Origin of the sequence: Halosaccharopolyspora lacisalsi (assembly GCF_014137975.1) — a bacterium.
Classification (GTDB): Bacteria; Actinomycetota; Actinomycetes; order Mycobacteriales; family Pseudonocardiaceae; genus Halosaccharopolyspora; species Halosaccharopolyspora lacisalsi.
Window position 1 is genome coordinate 37,014 of record NZ_JACGWZ010000005.1, and the last position, 19,289, is coordinate 56,302.

17 protein-coding genes are annotated in these 19,289 nt (G+C 69.7%); 9 read left to right on the forward strand and 8 right to left on the reverse strand.

The features are described from left to right. Window positions 1-6 precede the first annotated feature (6 nt). The 3 genes from FHX42_RS16780 to FHX42_RS16790 are packed head-to-tail and all read left to right on the forward strand — an operon-like array spanning window position 7 to window position 4,863. Window positions 7-2,355 (forward strand): terpene synthase family protein, encoded by a 2,349-nt coding sequence (locus tag FHX42_RS16780; RefSeq protein WP_182545378.1) that lies wholly within the window; start codon window positions 7-9, stop codon window positions 2,353-2,355. A gap of 50 nt (window positions 2,356-2,405) precedes the next feature. Further along, window positions 2,406-3,812 carry a family 2B encapsulin nanocompartment shell protein gene (locus FHX42_RS16785; protein ID WP_182545379.1) on the forward strand — a complete coding sequence of 469 codons (1,407 nt, stop codon included), beginning with the start codon at window positions 2,406-2,408 and terminating at the stop codon, window positions 3,810-3,812. Window positions 3,813-3,825: 13 nt separating this feature from the next. After that, a complete protein-coding gene (locus FHX42_RS16790) occupies window positions 3,826-4,863 on the forward strand; it encodes a family 2 encapsulin nanocompartment cargo protein polyprenyl transferase (RefSeq protein WP_182545380.1) in 1,038 nt (345 codons plus the stop codon). A 50-nt stretch (window positions 4,864-4,913) separates the two neighbouring features. Here FHX42_RS16790 and FHX42_RS16795 read toward each other — a convergent pair whose 3' ends face one another. Further along, window positions 4,914-5,768: an SAM-dependent methyltransferase gene (locus FHX42_RS16795; protein WP_182545381.1), complete on the reverse strand. Its 855-nt coding sequence runs from the start codon at window positions 5,766-5,768 to the stop codon at window positions 4,914-4,916. 197 nt (window positions 5,769-5,965) lie between these two features. Between FHX42_RS16795 and FHX42_RS16800 the strand changes: the two genes are divergently transcribed. Then, a complete protein-coding gene (locus FHX42_RS16800; protein ID WP_182545382.1) occupies window positions 5,966-6,337 on the forward strand; it encodes a hypothetical protein in 372 nt (123 codons plus the stop codon). 295 nt (window positions 6,338-6,632) lie between these two features. Next, window positions 6,633-6,899, forward strand: coding sequence for a substrate-binding domain-containing protein (locus FHX42_RS16805; protein WP_182545383.1), 267 nt, complete (start codon window positions 6,633-6,635; stop codon window positions 6,897-6,899). 34 nt (window positions 6,900-6,933) lie between these two features. Here the strand turns inward: FHX42_RS16805 and FHX42_RS16810 are convergent, their stop codons facing one another. Beyond that, window positions 6,934-7,839, reverse strand: coding sequence for a LysR family transcriptional regulator (locus FHX42_RS16810; RefSeq protein ID WP_182545384.1), 906 nt, complete (start codon window positions 7,837-7,839; stop codon window positions 6,934-6,936). A 71-nt stretch (window positions 7,840-7,910) separates the two neighbouring features. Here FHX42_RS16810 and hisD point away from each other — a divergent pair, with 71 nt between their 5' ends. The 3 genes from hisD to FHX42_RS16825 are packed head-to-tail and all read left to right on the forward strand — an operon-like array spanning window position 7,911 to window position 11,270. Then, a complete protein-coding gene (gene hisD / locus FHX42_RS16815) occupies window positions 7,911-9,239 on the forward strand; it encodes a histidinol dehydrogenase (protein WP_182545385.1) in 1,329 nt (442 codons plus the stop codon). Then, window positions 9,239-10,435, forward strand: a complete 1,197-nt coding sequence (locus tag FHX42_RS16820) for an ester cyclase (RefSeq protein ID WP_182545386.1) — start codon at window positions 9,239-9,241, stop codon at window positions 10,433-10,435. The genes hisD and FHX42_RS16820 overlap by 1 nt, the downstream gene beginning before the upstream one ends. A gap of 28 nt (window positions 10,436-10,463) precedes the next feature. Next, window positions 10,464-11,270, forward strand: coding sequence for a nitrilase-related carbon-nitrogen hydrolase (locus FHX42_RS16825; RefSeq protein WP_182545387.1), 807 nt, complete (start codon window positions 10,464-10,466; stop codon window positions 11,268-11,270). An 82-nt stretch (window positions 11,271-11,352) separates the two neighbouring features. Here FHX42_RS16825 and FHX42_RS16830 read toward each other — a convergent pair whose 3' ends face one another. Genes FHX42_RS16830 through FHX42_RS16845 form a run of 4 tightly spaced genes read right to left on the reverse strand, consistent with a single transcriptional unit; the run spans window position 11,353 to window position 14,687 of the window. Then, the gene (locus tag FHX42_RS16830) at window positions 11,353-12,069 is read right to left on the reverse strand and encodes an HpcH/HpaI aldolase family protein (RefSeq protein WP_235987444.1); all 717 of its coding nucleotides are present in this window, start codon (window positions 12,067-12,069) and stop codon (window positions 11,353-11,355) included. After that, complete coding sequence (locus FHX42_RS16835) at window positions 12,066-12,833, reverse strand: SDR family NAD(P)-dependent oxidoreductase (RefSeq protein ID WP_182545722.1); 768 nt, start codon at window positions 12,831-12,833, stop codon at window positions 12,066-12,068. Before FHX42_RS16835 ends, FHX42_RS16830 begins: the two co-directional genes overlap by 4 nt. Continuing rightward, window positions 12,830-13,555 (reverse strand): alpha/beta fold hydrolase, encoded by a 726-nt coding sequence (locus FHX42_RS16840; RefSeq protein ID WP_328796289.1) that lies wholly within the window; start codon window positions 13,553-13,555, stop codon window positions 12,830-12,832. The genes FHX42_RS16835 and FHX42_RS16840 overlap by 4 nt, the downstream gene beginning before the upstream one ends. After that, window positions 13,548-14,687 (reverse strand): cupin domain-containing protein, encoded by a 1,140-nt coding sequence (locus FHX42_RS16845; RefSeq protein WP_182545389.1) that lies wholly within the window; start codon window positions 14,685-14,687, stop codon window positions 13,548-13,550. The genes FHX42_RS16840 and FHX42_RS16845 overlap by 8 nt, the downstream gene beginning before the upstream one ends. A gap of 150 nt (window positions 14,688-14,837) precedes the next feature. Here FHX42_RS16845 and FHX42_RS16850 point away from each other — a divergent pair, with 150 nt between their 5' ends. Further along, window positions 14,838-15,872 carry a LacI family DNA-binding transcriptional regulator gene (locus FHX42_RS16850; protein WP_182545390.1) on the forward strand — a complete coding sequence of 345 codons (1,035 nt, stop codon included), beginning with the start codon at window positions 14,838-14,840 and terminating at the stop codon, window positions 15,870-15,872. 66 nt (window positions 15,873-15,938) lie between these two features. On the opposite strand, the gene FHX42_RS16855 is transcribed toward FHX42_RS16850, so the two are convergent. Continuing rightward, window positions 15,939-17,285: an MFS transporter gene (locus FHX42_RS16855; RefSeq protein ID WP_182545391.1), complete on the reverse strand. Its 1,347-nt coding sequence runs from the start codon at window positions 17,283-17,285 to the stop codon at window positions 15,939-15,941. 184 nt (window positions 17,286-17,469) lie between these two features. Then, on the reverse strand, window positions 17,470-19,128 hold the full coding sequence (locus FHX42_RS16860; protein WP_182545392.1) for an alpha-amylase family glycosyl hydrolase: 1,659 nt from the start codon (window positions 19,126-19,128) through the stop codon (window positions 17,470-17,472). Window positions 19,129-19,289 lie beyond the last annotated feature (161 nt).

The following is a 19,289-nucleotide window of genomic DNA, read 5'->3' on the forward strand; positions in this document are numbered from 1 at the left end:
GCCGCCATGGGTGAACAACCGTTTGACCTCCCGGAGTTCTACCTGCCCTGGCCCGCTCGGCTGAACCCGCATCTCGAAGGTGCGCGCGAGCACAGCAAGACGTGGGCGCGCCGGATGGAGATGGTCACCTCCGGTGGGGCGGTGGGCAGCGGTGGGGCGTTCGCCTGGGACGAGCCCACCTTCGACTCGGCCGACTACCCGCTGCTGTGCGCCTACACCCACCCGGATGCCACCGCTGAGGACCTCGATCTCGTCACCGACTGGTACGTGTGGGTGTTCTACTTCGACGACCACTTTCTCGAGCACTACAAAAGAACAGGAGATCTGACCGGGGCACGCGAGTACCTGACAGGGTTGTCGGCCTTCATGCCGACGCGGTCGACCGACCACGTCCCCACCGCGACGAATCCGGTGGAATGGGGCCTGGCCGATCTGTGGAAGCGCACCGCCTCCATCATGTCGCCCGAATGGCTGGGTCGTTTCGCCGCCAGCACCCGCGATCTGCTCGAGGACTGCGTGTGGGAGCTGACCAACATCACCCAGAACCAGGTTCCCAACCCGATCGAGTACATCACCATGCGTCGCAGGGTCGGTGGGGCGCCCTGGTCGGCCGGGCTCGTGGAACTCGCCGCCCGAGCGGAGATCCCGGATTCCATCGCCGCGAGCAGGCCGATGCAGGTGATCACCGACACGTTCTCCGACGGGGTGCACCTGCGCAACGACCTGTTCTCCTACCAACGCGAGACGCAGGAGGAAGGTGAGCTCAACAACGGGGTGCTGGTCATGGAGACTTTCTTCGGAACCAGCCCGCAACGGGCCGCCGAACTCACCAACGACCTGTTGACCTCGCGGTTGGAGCAGTTCAACAACACCGCGCTGACCGAGGTGCCGGCCCTGTGCGACGAGCGCGCCCTGGACCACGCGGAACGCGCGAGTGTGCTGGCCTACGTCAAAGGACTGCAGGACTGGCAGGCCGGTGGTCACGAGTGGCACGCCCGGTCCAGCCGGTACATGAACGAGCACGTCACCGCGGCATCCAGCGCCCCGGTGTTCCAGGGCCCCACCGGATTGGGCACCTCGGCGGCACGCGCGTTCACCCGATTGCGGCCCGGCGTGCGGCGTCGAACGCAGCAACATTCCCACAGGCCGTTCCAAGCGGTGGGGCATTTGACGCTGCCCGAGTTCGACATGCCGTATTCGACTCGAATGAGCCCGCATCTGGACAGCGCACGGGTCCACGAGGTCGACTGGGCGCGCCGGATGGGCATGTTCGAGTCCGTGCCCGGAGTGGAAGCCGGTGGGGTGTGGAGCGAGCACCGGTTCATCCGGTTCGATTTCTCCTATTGCGCGGCGATCATCCATGCCGACGCGGATCCGGAGCAGCTCAACCTGTCGACCGACTGGTTGACGTGGGGCACCTACGGGGACGACTACTTCCCCCTCGTGTTCGGGAGCACCAACAACCTCGCGGGTGCCAAGGCCTGCAATGAACGCCTTTCACTGTTCATGCCGTTGGACCTCGGCACCGTTCCGGAGGCGACGAATCCCGTCGAGCGTGGCCTGGCCGACCTGTGGCGCCGGACCGCCGCTCCCCTGAACACCGCCGCACGACGCCAGTTCCGAACCGCGGTGGAGGAGATGACCACCAGCTGGGTATGGGAATTGGCCAACCAGATCCAGCATCGCGTGCCGGATCCGGTCGACTACATGGAGATGCGTCGTAAGACGTTCGGGGCGGACATGACGATGAGCCTGTCCCGACTGACCCAGCTCGACGCCGTACCCGCCGAGGTGCAGCAGAGCACGGTGGTGCGGCAACTGGAAACCGCCGCACAGGACTACACCAGCCTCGCGAACGATCTGATCTCCTACCAGAAGGAGATCGAGTTCGAAGGCGAGATGCACAACCTCGTCCTGGTCGTGCAGAACTTCCTCGACGTGGATCGGTGGCAGGCCCGCGACGTCGTGGTCAACGTGATGAACGCCCGCAGGCACCAGTTCGAGCGGATCCTCACCGAACAACTTCCCCGGCTCTGCGAGGAGTTCGACCTCGACGAGTCGGCCCGCGGCGTCCTCACCGAGCACGCCGAAGGACTCCGGGAGTGGATGGCGGGAGTGCTGGCATGGCATCGCTGGTGCGTGGTGCGCTACTCCGAGCCCGAGCTGCGCGCCTACCACCAGCCGACATCCGGCGCGCCACCCGCTCTCGAACCACACGCGCCGTCCCAGGCCGTCGACGTCGGGTCCGCACCGGTACGGCGGCTGCTGGCCGGCCCCACCGGGCTGGGCACCTCCGCGGCCCGGCTCGCGTCGCGTCACGGCAACGCGAGCACTCGGTCCTCCCAGGTGCGGTGACCGAGCTCCCTCTTTTTCTGCCCACCACGACCCGCGATGGGTGAATCCTCATGACCGATGCCGAACCGACCTCGACGGCCGACCACAGTGGTCAGGGCCAGCTCAGCCTGGGCACGGCAGCTGCCCGCAACCTGGCCAGTACGACCAAGACGCCGCCGCAGATGGCCTCGATCAGCCCGCGGTGGCTGTCGCGCATGCTGCCCTGGGTCGATACCACCAGCGGTTCGTACCGGGTCAACCGCCGGTTGACCTACACCTTCGGTGACGGCCGCCTGACCTTCGCCAACACCGGTGATCAGGTCCGCGTCCTGCCCCCGGAACTGCGCGAACTGCCCTCGCTGCGCGACCTCGGCGACGACGCGGCCCTGAGCGCGCTGGCCGAGCGGTTCGCCCAGCGCCACTACGCGCCGGGCGAGGTCATCACCACCGCCGGCGAGCCGGCCGAGGAGGTGGTGTTGCTGGCCCACGGGAAGGTCAACACCTTCGCCAAGGGGCAGTACGACGGTGAGACCTCCCTGGAGGTGCTCGCCGACGGCCAGTACCTCGGCGACCAGGTGTTGGCCGGTGCCGAGCAGACCTGGCCGGTCACGGCCAAGGCACTCACCCCGTGCATCGCGCTGACCCTGTCCCGGCAGGACCTCGCCGAGCTCACCGACCGGTCCGAGACGCTGCGCACCCACCTCGAACACGTTCGCAGCGCACCGAAGCCCGCCCACAACAAGCACGGCGAAGCCGCCATGCAGCTGGCCTCCGGCCACGACGGCGAACCCGACCTGCCCGCGACCTTCGCCGACTACGACCTCAACCCCCGCGAGTACGAGCTCAGCGTCGCCCAGACCATCCTGCGGGTGCACACCCGGGTGGCCGACCTCTACGACGAGCCGATGGACCAGCTCGAACAGCAGCTGCGGTTGACCGTCGAGGAACTGCGCGAGCAGCAGGAGCACGAGCTGGTCAACAACCGCGAGTTCGGGCTGCTGCACAACGCCGACCTGCGCCAGCGCATCCAAACCACCACCGGCCCACCCGTCCCGGGTGACCTCGACGAACTGCTGTCCCGGCGCCGCAAGACCGAGTTCTTCCTGGCCCACCCCCGCACCATCGCCGCCTTCGGCCGCGAGTGCACCCGGCTGGGGGTGTATCCCGACAGTCTCGACGTTCACGGCACCAGGGTGACCGCCTGGCGCGGAGTGCCGCTGCTGCCCTGCAACAAGATCCCGATCACGGACAGGGGGACCAGCTCGATCCTGGCCCTGCGCACCGGGGAGGAGCACCAGGGCGTGGTCGGGCTGCACCAGACCGGCATCCCCGACGAGTACGCACCGAGCCTGAACGTGCGGTTCATGGGGATCAACGACAAGGCCGTCACCTCCTACCTGGTCAGCGCGTACTACTCCGCCGCCGTACTCACTCCCGACGCGCTCGGTGTGCTGGAAAACGTCGAAATCGCCCGGTGAAAGGAGCGATGCCATGGTCTCCACCGAAGTGATGCCCCACGAGAGCCAGGCGCGGGAAGCGCTGGCATGGAGCCGTCATCACGTCGATCCCGCGCTGCGGGCCGCGATCGACACGTTGCCCGAGGACCTGCGCCACATCGCTGGGTATCACTTCGGCTGGTGGGACGAGCACGGCCGGCCCATCGAGGCCACCGGCGGCAAGACGATGCGCTCAGCCCTGGTCCTGCTCACCGCCGAGGCCGTCGGCAGCACAGCTCAAGCGGCGGTACCCGCCGCGGTCGCCGTCGAGCTCGTGCACAACTTCTCCCTGCTGCACGACGACGTCATCGACGCCGATGCCACCCGCCGCCACCGCCCCACGGCCTGGAGCGTGTTCGGCGTCAGCGCGGCGATCCTGGCCGGTGACGCGCTGCTGTCGCTGGCTACCGGTGTGCTCGCCGACAGCGGGAACCCAGTCGCCCTGCGGGGAGTGCGGCTGCTCAACACCGCGGTGCAGGGACTGATCCAGGGCCAGATCATGGACCTGGCCTTCGAGCAGCGCAGCGACGTCGACGTGGCCGAATGCCAGCGCATGGCCCGGAACAAGACCGGAGTCCTCCTCGGAGCCGCTTGTGAACTCGGTGCCCTGTTCGGTGACGCAGGCGGCGAGCAGACCGAACACCTGCGCGACTTCGGCAACGAACTGGGGCTGGCCTTCCAGCACGTCGACGACCTGCTGGGCATCTGGGGCGAGTCCGAGCACACCGGGAAACCGGCGTATTCGGACCTGCGCAGCCACAAGAAAACCCTGCCCGTGGTGTTCGCGCTGAACTCCGACACCTCGGCCGGACGGGAACTCGCCTCGGGATACCACCACGACACCCCCGACTCCGCTCCCGAGCCGACCAACACCGCGGAACTCGTCGACCGAGCCGGGGGACGTGCCTGGAGCCGGGCCCAGTCCGACCAGCTCCTCGACCGGGCCCTGCACCACCTGCACGCGGCGGCCCCCGTCGCCCGAGCCACCGAGCTGGAGGCGCTCGCCCGGTTGACCACCCACCGCGACCACTGACGGCTCGGGGGCGAACCGTCGCACGGCCAGCGGCCGGACCGAATCCCGGCTCAGGGATGGTCCGGTTCGCCGGGCAGGTTCCCCACGGCGGCGTAGCAGTTGGTCTCGATGGCGGTGGCCTCGTCCACCGGGCTCTCGGGGCGCCACTGGTCGAGCGGTACCAGGCCGGGGTCGAGGAGCTGGTAGCCGTCCAACAGGGCGGCGACCTGGTCGACGGTGCGGAAGGTGGCGGGGGTGGGGGTGTTGCGGTAGCTGGCCAGGAAGCGCTCGTACTGCTCGTCGGTCAGGGTGGTGCGCACTCCGTGGGTCAGGACCAGGGCGCTGCCCGGTGCGCAGACCTTGCGGTAGTCGGCCATGAGCCGGGCGGGCTGGTCGGTCTCGGGCAGGGCGTGCAGGACCGCCACGGCCAGCACCGCCACCGGTCGATTGAAGTCCAGCAGCTCGGACACTCCTGGTGCGGCCAACACGTGGTGGGGATCGCGAATGTCGGCCTGGGTGATGCTGACTCGGTCCTCGTCGCTCAGCAGGCGACGAGCGTGGGCGACCGCCACGGGTTCGCAGTCGACGTAGGCGATGCGGGCGTGCGGATTGTGCCGGTGGGCGATCTCGTGGACGTTGCCGATGGTGGGGATTCCGGAGCCCAAGTCGAGGAACTGGTCGATGCCCCGCTCGCTCAGGGAGGCCACCGCTCGTCCCAGGAACGAGCGGTTGGCCCGCGCCCAGCGGCCCATGGCGGGGAAGGCCTCGAGGACGCGCTCGGCCTCGGTCCGGTCGACGGCGAAGTTGGCCGAACCGCCCAGGTAGTGGTCGTACATCCGCGCCGAGTTCGGACTGTCCACGTCCACCTCGGAGATCGCCTCCGGGGACTGTCTCAGCGGATCGGTACTGTGCTCGTGACGCCCCATGATCGCCCTCCTGCGACGTGGCTCGTGCTGATCAACGACAGTAGTCCGACGTCGGTCGACCACACCAGCCGTTCCGGGACGACTGTTCGGGTCGGGCTCCGTCTTTCGCGGACAACGTGCCGGAGGGGATGAGCGATCGCTTCACGGCTCCGCGAGAGTCGCCGTCAACGACCCCGTTCGCGGTTTAGGGCGGGGAGGTGCGTGTTGAGCCGGTCGATGAGCGCGACAGTGCCTGGGAGGACTCCCGTCCTCGGTTCCGGGTTTATCTCTCCGAGGGTGGCGAGGCGAGCGATGCCCGGAAATGCCCCCGGACCACCGACACTTGTGACGTCGTCGACGCTGACGTGCTCCAGGTCGTCAGCTGGGCCCAGGATCAGGCCGGTGACGACGAGCTTTATGCGGTCGCCTTGGTCGGCGAGGACGGGCCGGTGCCTGCCGGACAGCGTCGCGGCCTGACCTGGCTGGTCGGTATGGATGCCAACGAGGTCGTCCAGGACGACGCCGAGCGGCAGTGCTTCGAGAGGACGCTGGCACGTCGCGGGCGACGTGTCGTTGACATCGGGCAGTGATGGCCGGCTCGGTGGGAGGAAAAGGCCGTTCGGACCTCGCGGCTGCCCGCACAGCACGGTGACCTGGTGCGGTCCTTCGGGCCGTCTCACCGGTGGCTCCCCATTGCCACCGGTGAGGACGATGCCCGTCGCGGGACTGTGCGCACCTGTGATCGGCGCTCAAGCCCGGTCGGTTCGCGGAAGTGGGGAAGGGACTGTTCCGCCCTCGACAGCGGGACGGCTCCCTTCATCCCGCGTGCGGTTCAGCTAACCGGGCTGGTGATGGTGCCGCCCGCGGGGGGCCGTCGACGGGGCGGTGTCGCTGGCCAAGCGCGTACCGGAGGACGTGTGGGTGGTCGGCTACGACGACATCGCGATGACGGCGTGGGACTCCTACGACGTCACGACGGTCCGCCGGCCGATCGCGGAGATGGCCCGCGCGGCCGTGCACTTGCTGCTGGAACGCATCGAGGACCGCTCCGCGCCGGCCCGCAAGCAGTGCTTCCCCGGCGAACTCGTCGTCCGCGGCTCCACCGCGCACACCCGGAGCGCCGAGTTCGGCCGATCGGTTCTTGTTTCGTGATGGCGGGAGCGGCGGGGACACCCGTGCGGATGGGTCAGTCGTTCCCGGAGTGCTCCAGGAGCATTCGCCGGGCCAGACCGGCCAGTTCGCGGGTGGCGGGGGAGAGGGTGGCTCCGCGGCGGCGGACCAGGGCGATGGTGTCGTGGAGGGGTTCGCGGAAACCGATCGTGTGCAGGTTCTGCGGGCAGGCGGAGCTCTCGGCGACCGCGCGGGCCAGGACGGTGTCGCCGATTCCGCGCTGCACCAGGGAAAGCGCGCCCTCCACGTGCTCGACCTCGATCCACGGTTCGAGCTTGAGCCCGGCGAGCTGGGCGCGATCGGCCAGCTGCCGGCGCGTCGGGTCCGACCAGCCGTAGTGCGCGTCGTAGAGGATCAGTCGCGACCGCGCGAAGTCCTCGATCGACACCGGTTCCGCGGCCCGCGACGGATCGGCGGTGGCGTAGCGGACCTCGTCCCGCAGCAGCGGCGTCACCTCCAGGTCCGCGTCGTCGATCGGCAGTACCACCAGTCCCGCCTCTATGGTCCCGGCCGCGACCGCGGACGCCACGTCCGCCGAATTCCGCCCGATCAGCCGGATGCGCACGTCGGGATGACTGTCGTGGAACCGCTGCGCCAGGTCGGACAGCAGGTAGTAACCGGCGTTGCGCAGCACCCCGAACGTCGCGACACCACCGTGCAGGCCGCGCACCGATCGCAGCGCATGCGCACCGTCGTCGGCGGCGACCGTGGCCTGCTCGGCGTGCGGCAGCAGGGCCTCCCCGGCGGCGGTGAGCACCAGCCGACGCGCGCCCCGGGTGAACAGCGGAGTCGCGTACTCGTCCTCGAGCTTGCGGATCAGTTCCGAGATCGATGCCTGGGCGATGCCCATGCTCGCCGCGGCACTGGTGAACGAGCCGGTCCGCGCGGCGAGCACGAACGCGCGCAACTGTTTCAACGTCATAGGGAAACCCTATGAAAGGAGCAGGATTTCGTCACCTTGTCCTTTGATCGCGGCGTTCGTACAGTCGCGCCATGCGATTCGCGCCCTCCCTGCTCAGTGAAATCGGCGATTCCTGCAGAACGCTCAAATCCCCCGAACACGACGGTTCGGCCGCGCAGCGCGATCCGGCCGTGGTGCAACGGGTCTCGGAGATGCTCACCGAGATCGAACGCGACGGGATGAACGCCGTGCTGCGCTACGCGAGCGAGCTCGACGGCTGGTCCGACGGCGATGTCGAACTCGACGCGGCGGCCGTCCGGCGCAGCGGCGACCGGCTCACCGCCGAGCACCGCGCGTCGTTGGAGCTCGGCGCCGAGCGGACCCGGGCGTTCGCCGAGGCCCAGCGCGAACACCTGCGCGACTTCGAGACCGAGCTGACCCCCGGGCTGATCACCGGGCACAAGTACGTGCCGGTGCAACGGGTCGGCGCCTACCTGCCGGCGGGGCGGTTCCCGCTGACGGCCGGGGCGTTCATGACCGTCGGGGTGGCCAAGGCCGCCGGAGTCGACACCGCGCTGGCGTGCGTGCCGCCCGGCCACGACGGCACCCCCGATCCGGCGGTGCTGTACTCCGCGCACCTGTCCGGAGTGGACCGGGTGCACGTGCTCGGGGGCGTGCAGGCGCTGGCCGCGATGGCGTTCGGGCTGCTCGGGGAACGGCCGGTGGACGTGCTCGTCGGTGCGGGCAACGCGTTCGTGGCCGAGGCCAAGCGGCAGCTGTTCGGCACCGTCGGTATCGACCTGCTGGCCGGGCCGTCCGAGGTCGCGGTGCTCGCCGACGACACCGCCGACGCGGAACTGGTCGCCGCGGACCTGCTCGGGCAGGCCGAGCACGGGGTCAACTCCCCGGCCGCGCTGGTGACCACCTCGCAGCGGCTCGGCGACGACGTGATCGCCGAGGTGGACAAGCAGCTGAAAACCCTGGACACCAAGGAGATCGCCGGCCCCGCCTGGCGTGATCACGGTTCGGTGACCTGGGCGCGGGACCCGGCGACCGCGGTGGCGCTGGTGGACGATCTCGCCCCGGAACACCTCGAAGTGCAGACCGCCGACGACGAGCACTACCACCGCGAGCTGCGCAACTACGGCTCGATCTTCCTCGGCCCGTGGAGCACGGTGGCGTACTCGGACAAGGGGATGGCCGGTACCAACCACGTGCTGCCGACCGCGGGGGGCGCCAAGCACAGCGCCGGGCTGTCGGTCTCCCGGTTCCTCAAGCCGCTGACCTACCAGCGGGTGGCCGAGCACGCGACGCCGCAGCTGGCCGACGCGGTCGACGTCATCTCCGACTACGAGCGGATGGCCGCGCACCGGACCACCGCCACCATCCGCACCACCCGCCACCAGGAGGGAACCCGCTGATGACCATCGAGCAGAACTCGCAGTTCGCACCCGCCGCAGCACCGCAACCGAGTCGACGCGGCGCCCCGGAGGGCACGATGCACCCGCCCGCGCGGACGATGCCGACCGATCACACCATTCGCGTGGACTCCGGGCACGGCATCGACGAGCCGCACCGCGTCGACCAGGATCGGGTGCCCGGCCGGCGCCGCCAGCCGATGCGCGGCTTCGAGGACACCTACACCGACATCGTCGACTACATCGTGCGGATCACCCACCGCATCTGGGAGGACCAGGACGTCGGCTACGTCTACGACACCTACAGTCCCGGGTGCCGGCTGCACGGCGACGACGGCTTCTCCTACGGCGTGGAGCAGCTCGTCGACGGCACGATCCAGACGATCAACGCGTTCCCGGACTGCCGGCACTACGCCGACGACGTGATCTGGGCCGGCGACGAGGACCAGGGCTTCGTCACCTCGCACCGGGCGCTGAACATCGGCCACCACACCGGCCCGTGGCGCTGGGGCCCGCCGACCGGGCGCAAGCTCGACACCTGGGTCATGGCGAACTGCGTGGTGCGGGAGAACGAGATCTACGAGGAGTGGGTCCTCTACAACACCGCGGCCAAGCTCCAGCAACTCGGCATCGACGTGGTCGAGGCGGCCCGCGCCTACGCCGCCGAGGGCGGCATCGCGCCGCTGTCGGCGCGCAGCTTCAGCGAGCCGCAGCGGCTGGTCGGCGGTCGCAAGCCGGAGGCGATGGCGCTGCCGGAGCAGTTCGACGTCGATCAGGTCGTGCGCGCGCTGTTCCACAACGTCTACAACCGCCGCGACCTGAGCATGTTCGACCGGGTTTACGCGGAGTCGGTGAACTACCACGGCACCACCAACCGGGTCGGGCGCAACCGCTCCGACGTGCGCGGCATGGCGCGCTCGCTGCTGGCCACGTTCCCGGACCTGGGCGTCTCGGTCGACGAGGTGTACTGGATGGGCAACGAGACCGACGGGTTCAGCGTCTCGGTCCGGTGGTCGGGCACCGGGACGCACCGCGGCTACGGGCTCTACGGCAAGCCGACCGGGCGGCGGGCGCACCTCTGGGGCATCTCGCAGCTGTACTTCGCCGGTGGGCGGATCGTGGAGGAGTGGTCGCTGTTCAACGAGTTCGACGTGCTCGCCCAGCTGCTGGGCGACGAGCCGCCGTCCCTGCTCGGATGAGCGTGCGTCCACCGCGGAGGGACCGGCCGTGACCAGCGTGCTGTGCACCCAGCTGGCTCCGCGCATCGCCGATCTGCCGTACAACCGGGAGTTGTCGGTGGCGGCCGTGCGCGGGGCCGCCGGGCGCGGGGCCGAGGTGATCGTGCTGCCGGAACTGGTGACCTCCGGATACCGGCTCGAATCGGTGGCCGAGGCGGCCTCGGTGGCGATCCCGGCGGAGGACCCGCTGTTCGCCGAGTGGGGGCGAGCCGCCCCGGAGGCCGTCGTGGTCGGCGGGTTCTGCGAGCTCGGCGCCGACGGGCGGTTGTACAACAGCGCGGCCGTGCTCGACCGGGGAGAACTCGTCGCGGTCTACCGCAAGACGCACCTGTGGGACTCCGAGAAGTCGCTGTTCACCCCGGGTGCCGAAGCACCACCGGTGTTGGACACCAGTGGCGGCAGGATCGGCGTGTTGATCTGCTACGACCTCGAATTCCCGGAACTGACCCGGATACTGGCCCTGGAAGGCGCCGAACTGCTCGCCGTGCCGACGAACTGGCCGCTGCTGCCGCGTCCGGCCGGGGAACGCGTTCCCGAAGTGGTCGTCGCGATGGCCGCGGCGCGGGTCAACCGGATCGCCATCGCTTGCTGCGACCGCAGCGGAACCGAGCGCGGCGGTGCCTGGAACGAGGGCACCAGCATCGTCGGACCGGACGGATGGGTCCGCGCGGAGGTGGACACCGCCGGAATCGCCCGGGCCGATCTGGAACTGAGCGCGGCCCGGGACAAGCGGCTCACCGAACGCGCGCACCTGTTCGCCGACCGTCGGCCCGAGCTCTACGGCCCGCTGGCCTGAGTCGCGCGGCCGGCCATCGGGCGCCTGCGGGATCCGCGGCTTGAACGGATCCCGCAGGACCCACTCCGCGAGTGGCAGGTGCTCAGAGCGTCCGGAACGTGTTCAGGAGGATGTGGGCGAGGTTGTAGACCACGAGCTCGGCTTCGCTGGCCGAGCCCTGCTCGGCGCTGGACACGATGCTCATCACCGACACCCCGGCCGCCCGCGCCTTCTCGTGCACCTCGTCCGTGGCGCTGCGCACGGCCGGGTCGCCGGGCGGAACTCCCAGCGACACGGCCAGATCCGCCGGACCCACCCACACCGCGTCGATCCCGTCCACCGCGACGATGTCGGCGGCGCGCCGCACACCCGCCGCGGTCTCGATCATCACCACCACGAGCACGTCCTCGGCCGCGCTCAGGTGTTCGGTGGCGGTGACCGCACCGTAGCGGCCGGCCCTGCTGTAGGTCGCGAAACCGCGCTCGCCGCGCGGCGGGTAGTGCGCCGAGCGCACCACCTCCTCGGCTTCCCGAGCGCTTTCCACGTGCGGCGCGATGATTCCCTCGGCGCCGAGGTCGAGCACCCGCAGCACCTGGTTCGGTTCGCCACGCCCGATCCGCACCAGCACCGGCAGGTCGTGCGCCTGCGCGATCGCGACGTGCTGCTGCAGCGCGAGCAGGTCGTCCGGACCGTGCTCGCAGTCGACGAGCACGTAGTCCAGCCCGCCGATTCCGGACAGTTCCACCAACATCTCGGCCGGAGTGCGCAGGATTCCCCCGCGCAGCCGGGAACCTTCGCGCAACCGCTTCTTGAGCCTCAACGTCCCACCATTCCCGCGGACAGATCGATGTCGGCGGCACACAGCCCCGGCATTCGCAGCATCGCCACCAGCGCGGCGCCGACCTCCTCTTCGGTGACCATCCGGCCGAGCGCCGCGCGGGAGACGAACTCCGCCTCGGCCTGCTCGGCGGTCTTTCCGGTGCGTTCGGCCTCCAGCCGGAAGTTCCGGGCCATTCGCGGCCCGTCGACCGGTCCGGGTGACAGCGAGTTGACCGCGACCCCGAGCGGACCGACCTCGGCGGCCAGCGTCGTGGTCAGCCCCAGTACCGCCGTCTTCGAGGCGCAGTACGGGGTTCTCCGCTCCAGCGGGCGCTTGCCGGACACCGAGGCGATGTTGACGACGTTCCCGCTGCCGCGCTCGGTCATGGCCGGGAGGAAGGCGCGGCACATCAGGTAGGTGCCGCGCACGTTCGCGGCGAACACCGCGTCCCAGTCCGCGGGCTCGATCTCGGTCAGCGGTGCGACCGGGCCCGCGACTCCGGCGTTGTTCACCAGGATCGAGACGTGCTCGTCGGTCAGTTGCCCGATGAGCTCGCGAACCGCGTCCGGATCGGCGACGTCGCAGGTCACCGCGCGTCCCCGGATCGGGAGCTCCGCGATCGTCTCGTCCAGAGCGGACTGGTTTCGCCCGGTGGCGATCACCCGCGCCCCGGCCTCCGACAGCGCCCGGCACATCGCCCGTCCCAGCCCGTTGCCGCCGCCGGTGACCAGGGCGGTACGCCCGGAGATCGGTTCGGGAGTCATCTCGGACACGGTGCGTCTCCTCGGTCGTGTGGCGCCGGACCGCAGCGGCGCAGCAGCCGGTTCAGCAGCTCGGCGGTTTTCTCGGGTGCTTCCAGGGGGAGCAGGTGCCCGGAGTCGGGCACCTGGTGCAGTTCGGCGTCGGGGAGCCGGTCGGCGATGTCGCGATGGAACTCCGGTGGGCACAGCGCGTCCTCGGTACCGCACGCCACCAGCGACGGAGCGTCGATCGCGGTCAGCCCTGCGCGGGCGTCCGTGCGAGTGGCCTGCGCGGCGAGCTGGGCGAGGAACCGCTGCTCGCCCACCCGGCCGGCCATCCCGCGGTAGGCCCGCGCCAGCCGGGACGGGGGCAGGGGAGTGGCGAACATGGCCGTCAGCGTCTCCTCGACCACCGACGCGAACTCACCGGACTCGCTGTGCTCGGCCATCCGGCGCCAGGCCCGCAACTGGTCGGACCGCGGCCCGGTGGCGTTCGTGGACAGCGCGGCGAACCCGACGACCCGCTCCGGGGCCAGACGTGCCACCTCGAAGCCGACGATCGCCCCGAGGCTCAGCCCGATGAGAGTGAACGGTCCGTCCGTGCTGGACAGAACCTGCTCGGCCATGCCGGTGATGCTCGGTTCGCTCAGCTGGGCGTGCACCGCGGTGACGTCGAGCGCGGGCTCGACCTCGGCCCAGAGCCCGGCGTCGCAGAGCATGCCGGGCACCAGCACCGCCTCAGCCACGGTTGCGCGGTACGAGCGCGTACGGCGCCACGTAGCCGTTGTGGTCGATCGAGTACCCGGAGTCGGCGGCGGACTTGACGACCTCCTCGTCCCAGCGCGGACGCACCCGCCCGTCCCCGGAGTTGATCACCAGGAGCTTTCCGGTGTCCTCGCCGACGTTGCGGATGCTGCGCCAGGACCCGGGCGGCACCGAGAGCATGTCCCACTCGCCGAGCTCGACCCCGACCTGGTCGTGGTCGTTGAGCGTGACCTCCCAGCGGCCCTCCTTGACCATGAGCACCTGCGTCTCGTCGACGCGGTGCCCGAGCATCCCGGCGCCCGGAGCGGCCCGCAGCCAGGCGAGGTTGTGCCCGTGCGGGTTGTGGATCCGCGGCTCCTGGTCCAGGTCCTCTGTCATCCCGAACCCGATCACCAGCGCCAGCTCCGTCTCACCACCGGTGACCGACGAGCACAGGAACGGGTGCGAGCACCACTCCAGGTCGTCCTGGGTGACCACCCGGCGGCGCATCTTCTCCGTCGAGAACGACCGCAGCCGATCGATGTGCTCGTCGGAGACGGGCCGGACGAGCTCGACCTCGTCGGGCGGTTCGTCCCCGGCCACGGTGTCGATGAGCTGGCCGTCCTCGGTCAGGTGCAGCCCGTGCCCGGCGGCTTCCCGCAGCACCGAGGGACCCCAGATGATCCCGCCGGTGTCGTCGTGGCCGAGCGAGGTGAACAGGAAACCGTCGTCCGGACCGATGTTGGTGAACCCGCGGAAGATCCAGGTCGGGATCGAGGCGATGTCGCCCTCGCGCAGCACCAGCTCGCCCTCGTCGCCGTCCGCGCCCCACCGCAGGAGGTACTCCCCGCGGAAGCACAGGAACACCTCGGCGGTGAAGTGCAGGTGCAGGTTGTTGGTCACGCCGTGCGGCATCGCGGCCGCACCGATGTTGTAGCCGTGCGGTTCTCGCAGGTTGATGGCCTGCTTCGAGTTCTGCGAGACGCCCGGGCCGATCATCGCGTAGTTCTCCTTGCGATCGGATCCCGGCGTGCGGCAGTCGATGAACGCCTGGGCGCAGGACACGAAGTCGCTGCGGCGGATCGTTCGGCGCGCGAGCTCGTGCTCGTCGACGCGTACCGGCTCCTGCTGCATCCGTCCCACCTCCGGTTCTCAGTGTGTATACGTATGCATTACAGCACTGGATCGCGCGGTGGTCAATAACTCGCTCGACCGCGCCGTGGAAACCGGCGTGCGTCCGTTCGCGGGGTGCTCCCGTTAGAATTCGTATTCCGGGGAGGTGGAATGTTGATCACGAGCCATGACGTGGCCAGGTTCGCCGGGGTGTCCCAGGCGACGGTCTCGCGCGCGCTGCGCGGTGATTCGCGGGTGTCCGCGGCGACCCAGGACCGGGTCCGCCGCGCCGCGGAGGCGCTCAACTACGTGCCCAGCGAGGCCGGCCGGAGCCTGTCCACGCGCACCACGCGGCGGATCGGCGTGCTCGTCAGCGACCTGACCAACCCGTTCTACCCGCACCTGATCGGGCCGCTGCACGACGAGCTGGAGCGGTGCGGCTACCGGATGATGCTGCTGGCCGAGCGCTCCGACGACGCGCTGGTCACCGAGCAGCTGCTGGACCACTCCATCGACGGCGCGGTGCTGACGACGACCAGCACCGGATCCGGACTGCCGGATGCGCTGCGGCGCAAGCAGTTGCCGTTCGTGTTCCTCAACCGCGTCGACGGGCGGGACGGCGTCGACGGGCGGAACGGGGCGGATGCCGCCGTGGTCGACAACGAGCGCGGCGGCAGGATCGCCGCCGCGGAGCTGGCCGAGCTCGGGCACCGCGCCACCGGCCTGCTCGGGGGCTCGGACGACACCAGCACCGGGCGCGAGCGGGAGCAGGGGTTCGTCGCCGGGCTCGCCGACGCGGGCATCGTGTTGCCGGACAACCGGATCCGCCGCGGGCCGTACGACTTCGACACCGGCTACTTCGGACTGTCCGAGCTGCTCGCCGCCGATCCGTCGATCACCGCGGTGTTCTGCGGCAACGATGTGGTGGCCATCGGCGCCTACAACGCCGCGCTGCGGGCGGGCGTGCGGATTCCCGACGAGCTGACCCTGGTCGGGTTCGACGATCTGCCGATGGCGTCCTGGGAGGCGTTCGCGCTCACCACGATCCGCTACGACCTGCGGGCGATGGCCCGGGCTGCCGCCCGGCTGCTGCTCGAGCGCCTTTCCGGGGAGGCACCCGATTCCGCGCAGCGAGTCGTCGTCGACCCCGAACTCGTCCGTCGCGGCACGCACGCACCGCCGCTCACGGCCCGCGAGGAACGCTGATCGGAGTTCGGATTTCCCCGGCCTGACGGCGCGTCAGGTCTCCCGCGCCGCCACGCGAAGGCGGGGTCAAGCGAACTTGTCGTCGCCGAGATCGCTGCGGTAGGTCTCCTTCATGAACACCGTGATGACGAACAGCGCGAGCACGGCCGCGGCGGCGAGGTAGGCCCACACCGCGTAGATCGTGCCGAACCGGGTCACCAGCAGCGCCGCGACGAACGGCGTCACGCCCATGAAGATGGAGAACGAGCTGTTGTAGGCGATGGCACTCGCGCTGAAGCGGGTGCGCGTCGCGAACAGCTCGGCCGAGCAGGTCGTCACGATCCCGGTCAGGAAGAACTCCGGGATGATGTAGACGAGCTGGCCGAACAACGCTGCGGAGAACGTGCCCTGCTCACCGATCGCGAACGCCAGCGGTACGAGTCCGATGCAGGCCAGCGCTCCGCTGATCAGCATGGGCTTGCGCCCGATCCGGTCGGAGAGCTTGCCGGCCAGCGGCAGCAGCGGCATCAAAACGGCCACCGAGATCAGATTGGAAGAAAGCGCCTGTGCCCGGGACAACCCGAGCGAGTTGACCAGGTACTGCGGGTAGTAGGTGACCCAGATGTAGGACAGGATCGCCAGCATGATCGAGGCGCCGCAGAAAACCAGGATGGGCTGCCACTGCTCGCGCAGGGCCTCGCGGATCGGTGCCTTGACGGGCTTCGAGCCGCCGTCGGTCTCGCGCATGAACTCCGGCGTCTCACCGATCCGGCTCCGCAGCCACAACCCGACCAACGACAGTGGCAGCACTGCGAGGAACGGAACGCGCCAGCCCCAGGAGGCCAACTGCTCCGCTGGGAAGACGGCACTGACCAGCGCAGCCACGGCCGCCCCACAGAGGATGCCGAGGAAGCAGCTGTTCGAGGCGTAGGAGGTGTAGTAGGCGCGCTTGTTCGGATGCGCCCACTCCACGATGAACGCGACCGCGCCGACGTACTCCCCGCCGGAGATGATCCCCTGGAAGGTGCGGATCACGACGAGCAGCAGCGGCGCCAGGAACCCGATCTGCGCGTAGCTCGGCAGCGCACCGATCAACGCGGTGGAGACCCCCATCATCACGATCGTCCACAGCAACGCCTTCTTCCGGCCGACGCGGTCGCCCCAACGACCGATGAGCGTGCCGCCCAGTGGCCGGAAGAAGCAGGCCACGGCCAGTACTGCGTACGAGCTCAGCACCGCGGCAGCGCTGTCGCCGTTGGGGAAGAACGACGCGGCCATGATCGGTGCCATGTAGCCGTAGAGGCCGTAGTCGAACTGCTCGACGAAGTTGCCGACGCTGCCCGCGTAGATCGCCTTCCGAATCGTGGTTTTCGACGCCTGTTCGCTCCCGGGGGAGCGGGTGGTGGTAGGTGATCCCGGTGTTTCGAGGGACATGGGCATCTCCGGTGATCCGACGCCGGTGGCAAGTACGCAGCGGGTGTGCATACGTATGAAAACGGAGAGTAGACCGATGCCCCCGACGCGTCAAGGATCGGTTGTGCGGATCGGGGAGCACCGTCCCGGTGGGCCCGCGGCGGTGCGTGGACGGCCCGCGCGGCGGCGGGCCGTCCACGGGCGCTCAGTTGTTCAGGTCGAGGATCGCGTAGCCGAACCCGGGCACGGTGATCGCCTCTCCGTCGACTCGCACGCCGCTGTCCTCAACGGATCGGGCTCGGCTCACCCGGCCGTCCGGCACGGTGACCGTCGCCTCGTCGCGCCGCGGATTGACGGTGACCAGGAACCGGTCGCCGCGCAGGTAGGTCAGCGGGTAGCCGTCGTGGAACACCCGCACGTCGGACCGCGTGCCCAGCTCCGGGTTCCGCTCGCGCAGCGCCAGGAGCCGGCGGATGAAGTGCAGGAGCGACCCCTCGTCGGCACGCTGTTGTTCGACGGTCGGCCGGTTCGGGTCCGGATCGACGGGGATGTAGAGCTGATCGGCGGGGGCGCTGGAGAACCCGGCGTTGGGACCGGAGTCCCACTGCATCGGCGTGCGGTTGCGCTGCCGCCCCGAGCTGCCCTCGACGTCCGGCAGTCCCCGGATCATCCGCATGCCGATCTCCTCGCCGTAGTACAGCGCGGGAACGGTCGGCCAGGTGAGCAGGAAGGCGTAGGCGGCGGGCAGCTCTTCCGGAGTGCGGACGCCGTCGTTGAGCCGGTTGGCGGAGTCGTGGTTGGCGGTCGGCACCATGATGTGCCCGCCGCTGCCGATCTTCTTCGTCGCTTCGGCGAAGGCCTCCGCGAAGATCTTCGCGGAGCCGGTGCCGTCCGCGCCGAAGTACGGGTCGTCCCGCCAGAGCGACTTCCACGGCGCACCGTCGCCGGGTCCGTTGACCGGGAGGAAGAAGTCCGCGTCGAAGCCGGCGGGCACGGACACGGCCGGGTCGCCCCACTCGGAGATCAGCACCGCGTCCGGATGGTTCCGGTCCAGCCACTCCCGCATCTCGCCCCAGAGCTTCCCGGTCTCCGTCCACCCCGGATCGTCCTTGACCAGCGTGGCGGCCAGGTCGCAGCGGAACCCGGAGATGCCCAGCTCCAGCCAGTGGTCCATCACCTCGCGCATCGCCGCGCGGTTGCGCCGCGGGCCTTCGGCGTCGACCGGTTGGCGCCACGGCTCGTCCGGGTTCGTCCGCGCGTACCCGTAGTTGAGCGCCGGTTGCGTGGCGTAGTAGTTCTTGTAGAACGCGCCCTGGCGCGGGCCGGGCGAGGCGACGAACTCGTCGGGCAGCGTGCCGTCATCGGGCAGTTGCTCCGGAGCGGCCCAGATGTAGCGGTCGTCGTTGTCGTCCCGCAGCGAGTGCTGGAACCACGGGTGCTGGTCCGAACTGTGCCCGGCGACCAGGTCGAACAGCACGCGGATGCCGCGGCGGCGCGATTCCTCGACCAGCCGCACCACGTCCTCCTCGGTGCCGTAGCGCGGGTGCACGCCGACGTAGTCGGAGATGTCGTAGCTCGCGTCGGTGAACGGCGACGGGAACACCGGGTTGACCCAGATCGCGCCCACGCCGAGCCACTGCAGGTGGTCGAGGTGCTCGATGATGCCGCGCAGGTCGCCGATGCCGCTGCCGTCGGTGTCGGCGAAGCTCTGCGGGTAGATCTGGTAGAGCACGCTGTCGGCCAGCCACGAGGGCTGGTTCTCCACCGCGAACGCCGACGGTGCGCGCAGCACCGGGGGTGCCAGCGCTGCCCCCGTGAGTGCCGCACCGGTGCCGAGTACGAACGACCGCCTGGAAATAGCCATTGATCCGCTCCCGCCTTTATGACTACGTATGTATAGACTGCGATCAATCTACTGATCCACCGGGCGGATCGGTAGACCTCCAGCCGCAGTCCTCGCTTCGGTCGCCTGTCGGGGCCGGCGTCGGCACGCTCGGTGCGTGTCTCGGCACCAGCCGCCCGCGG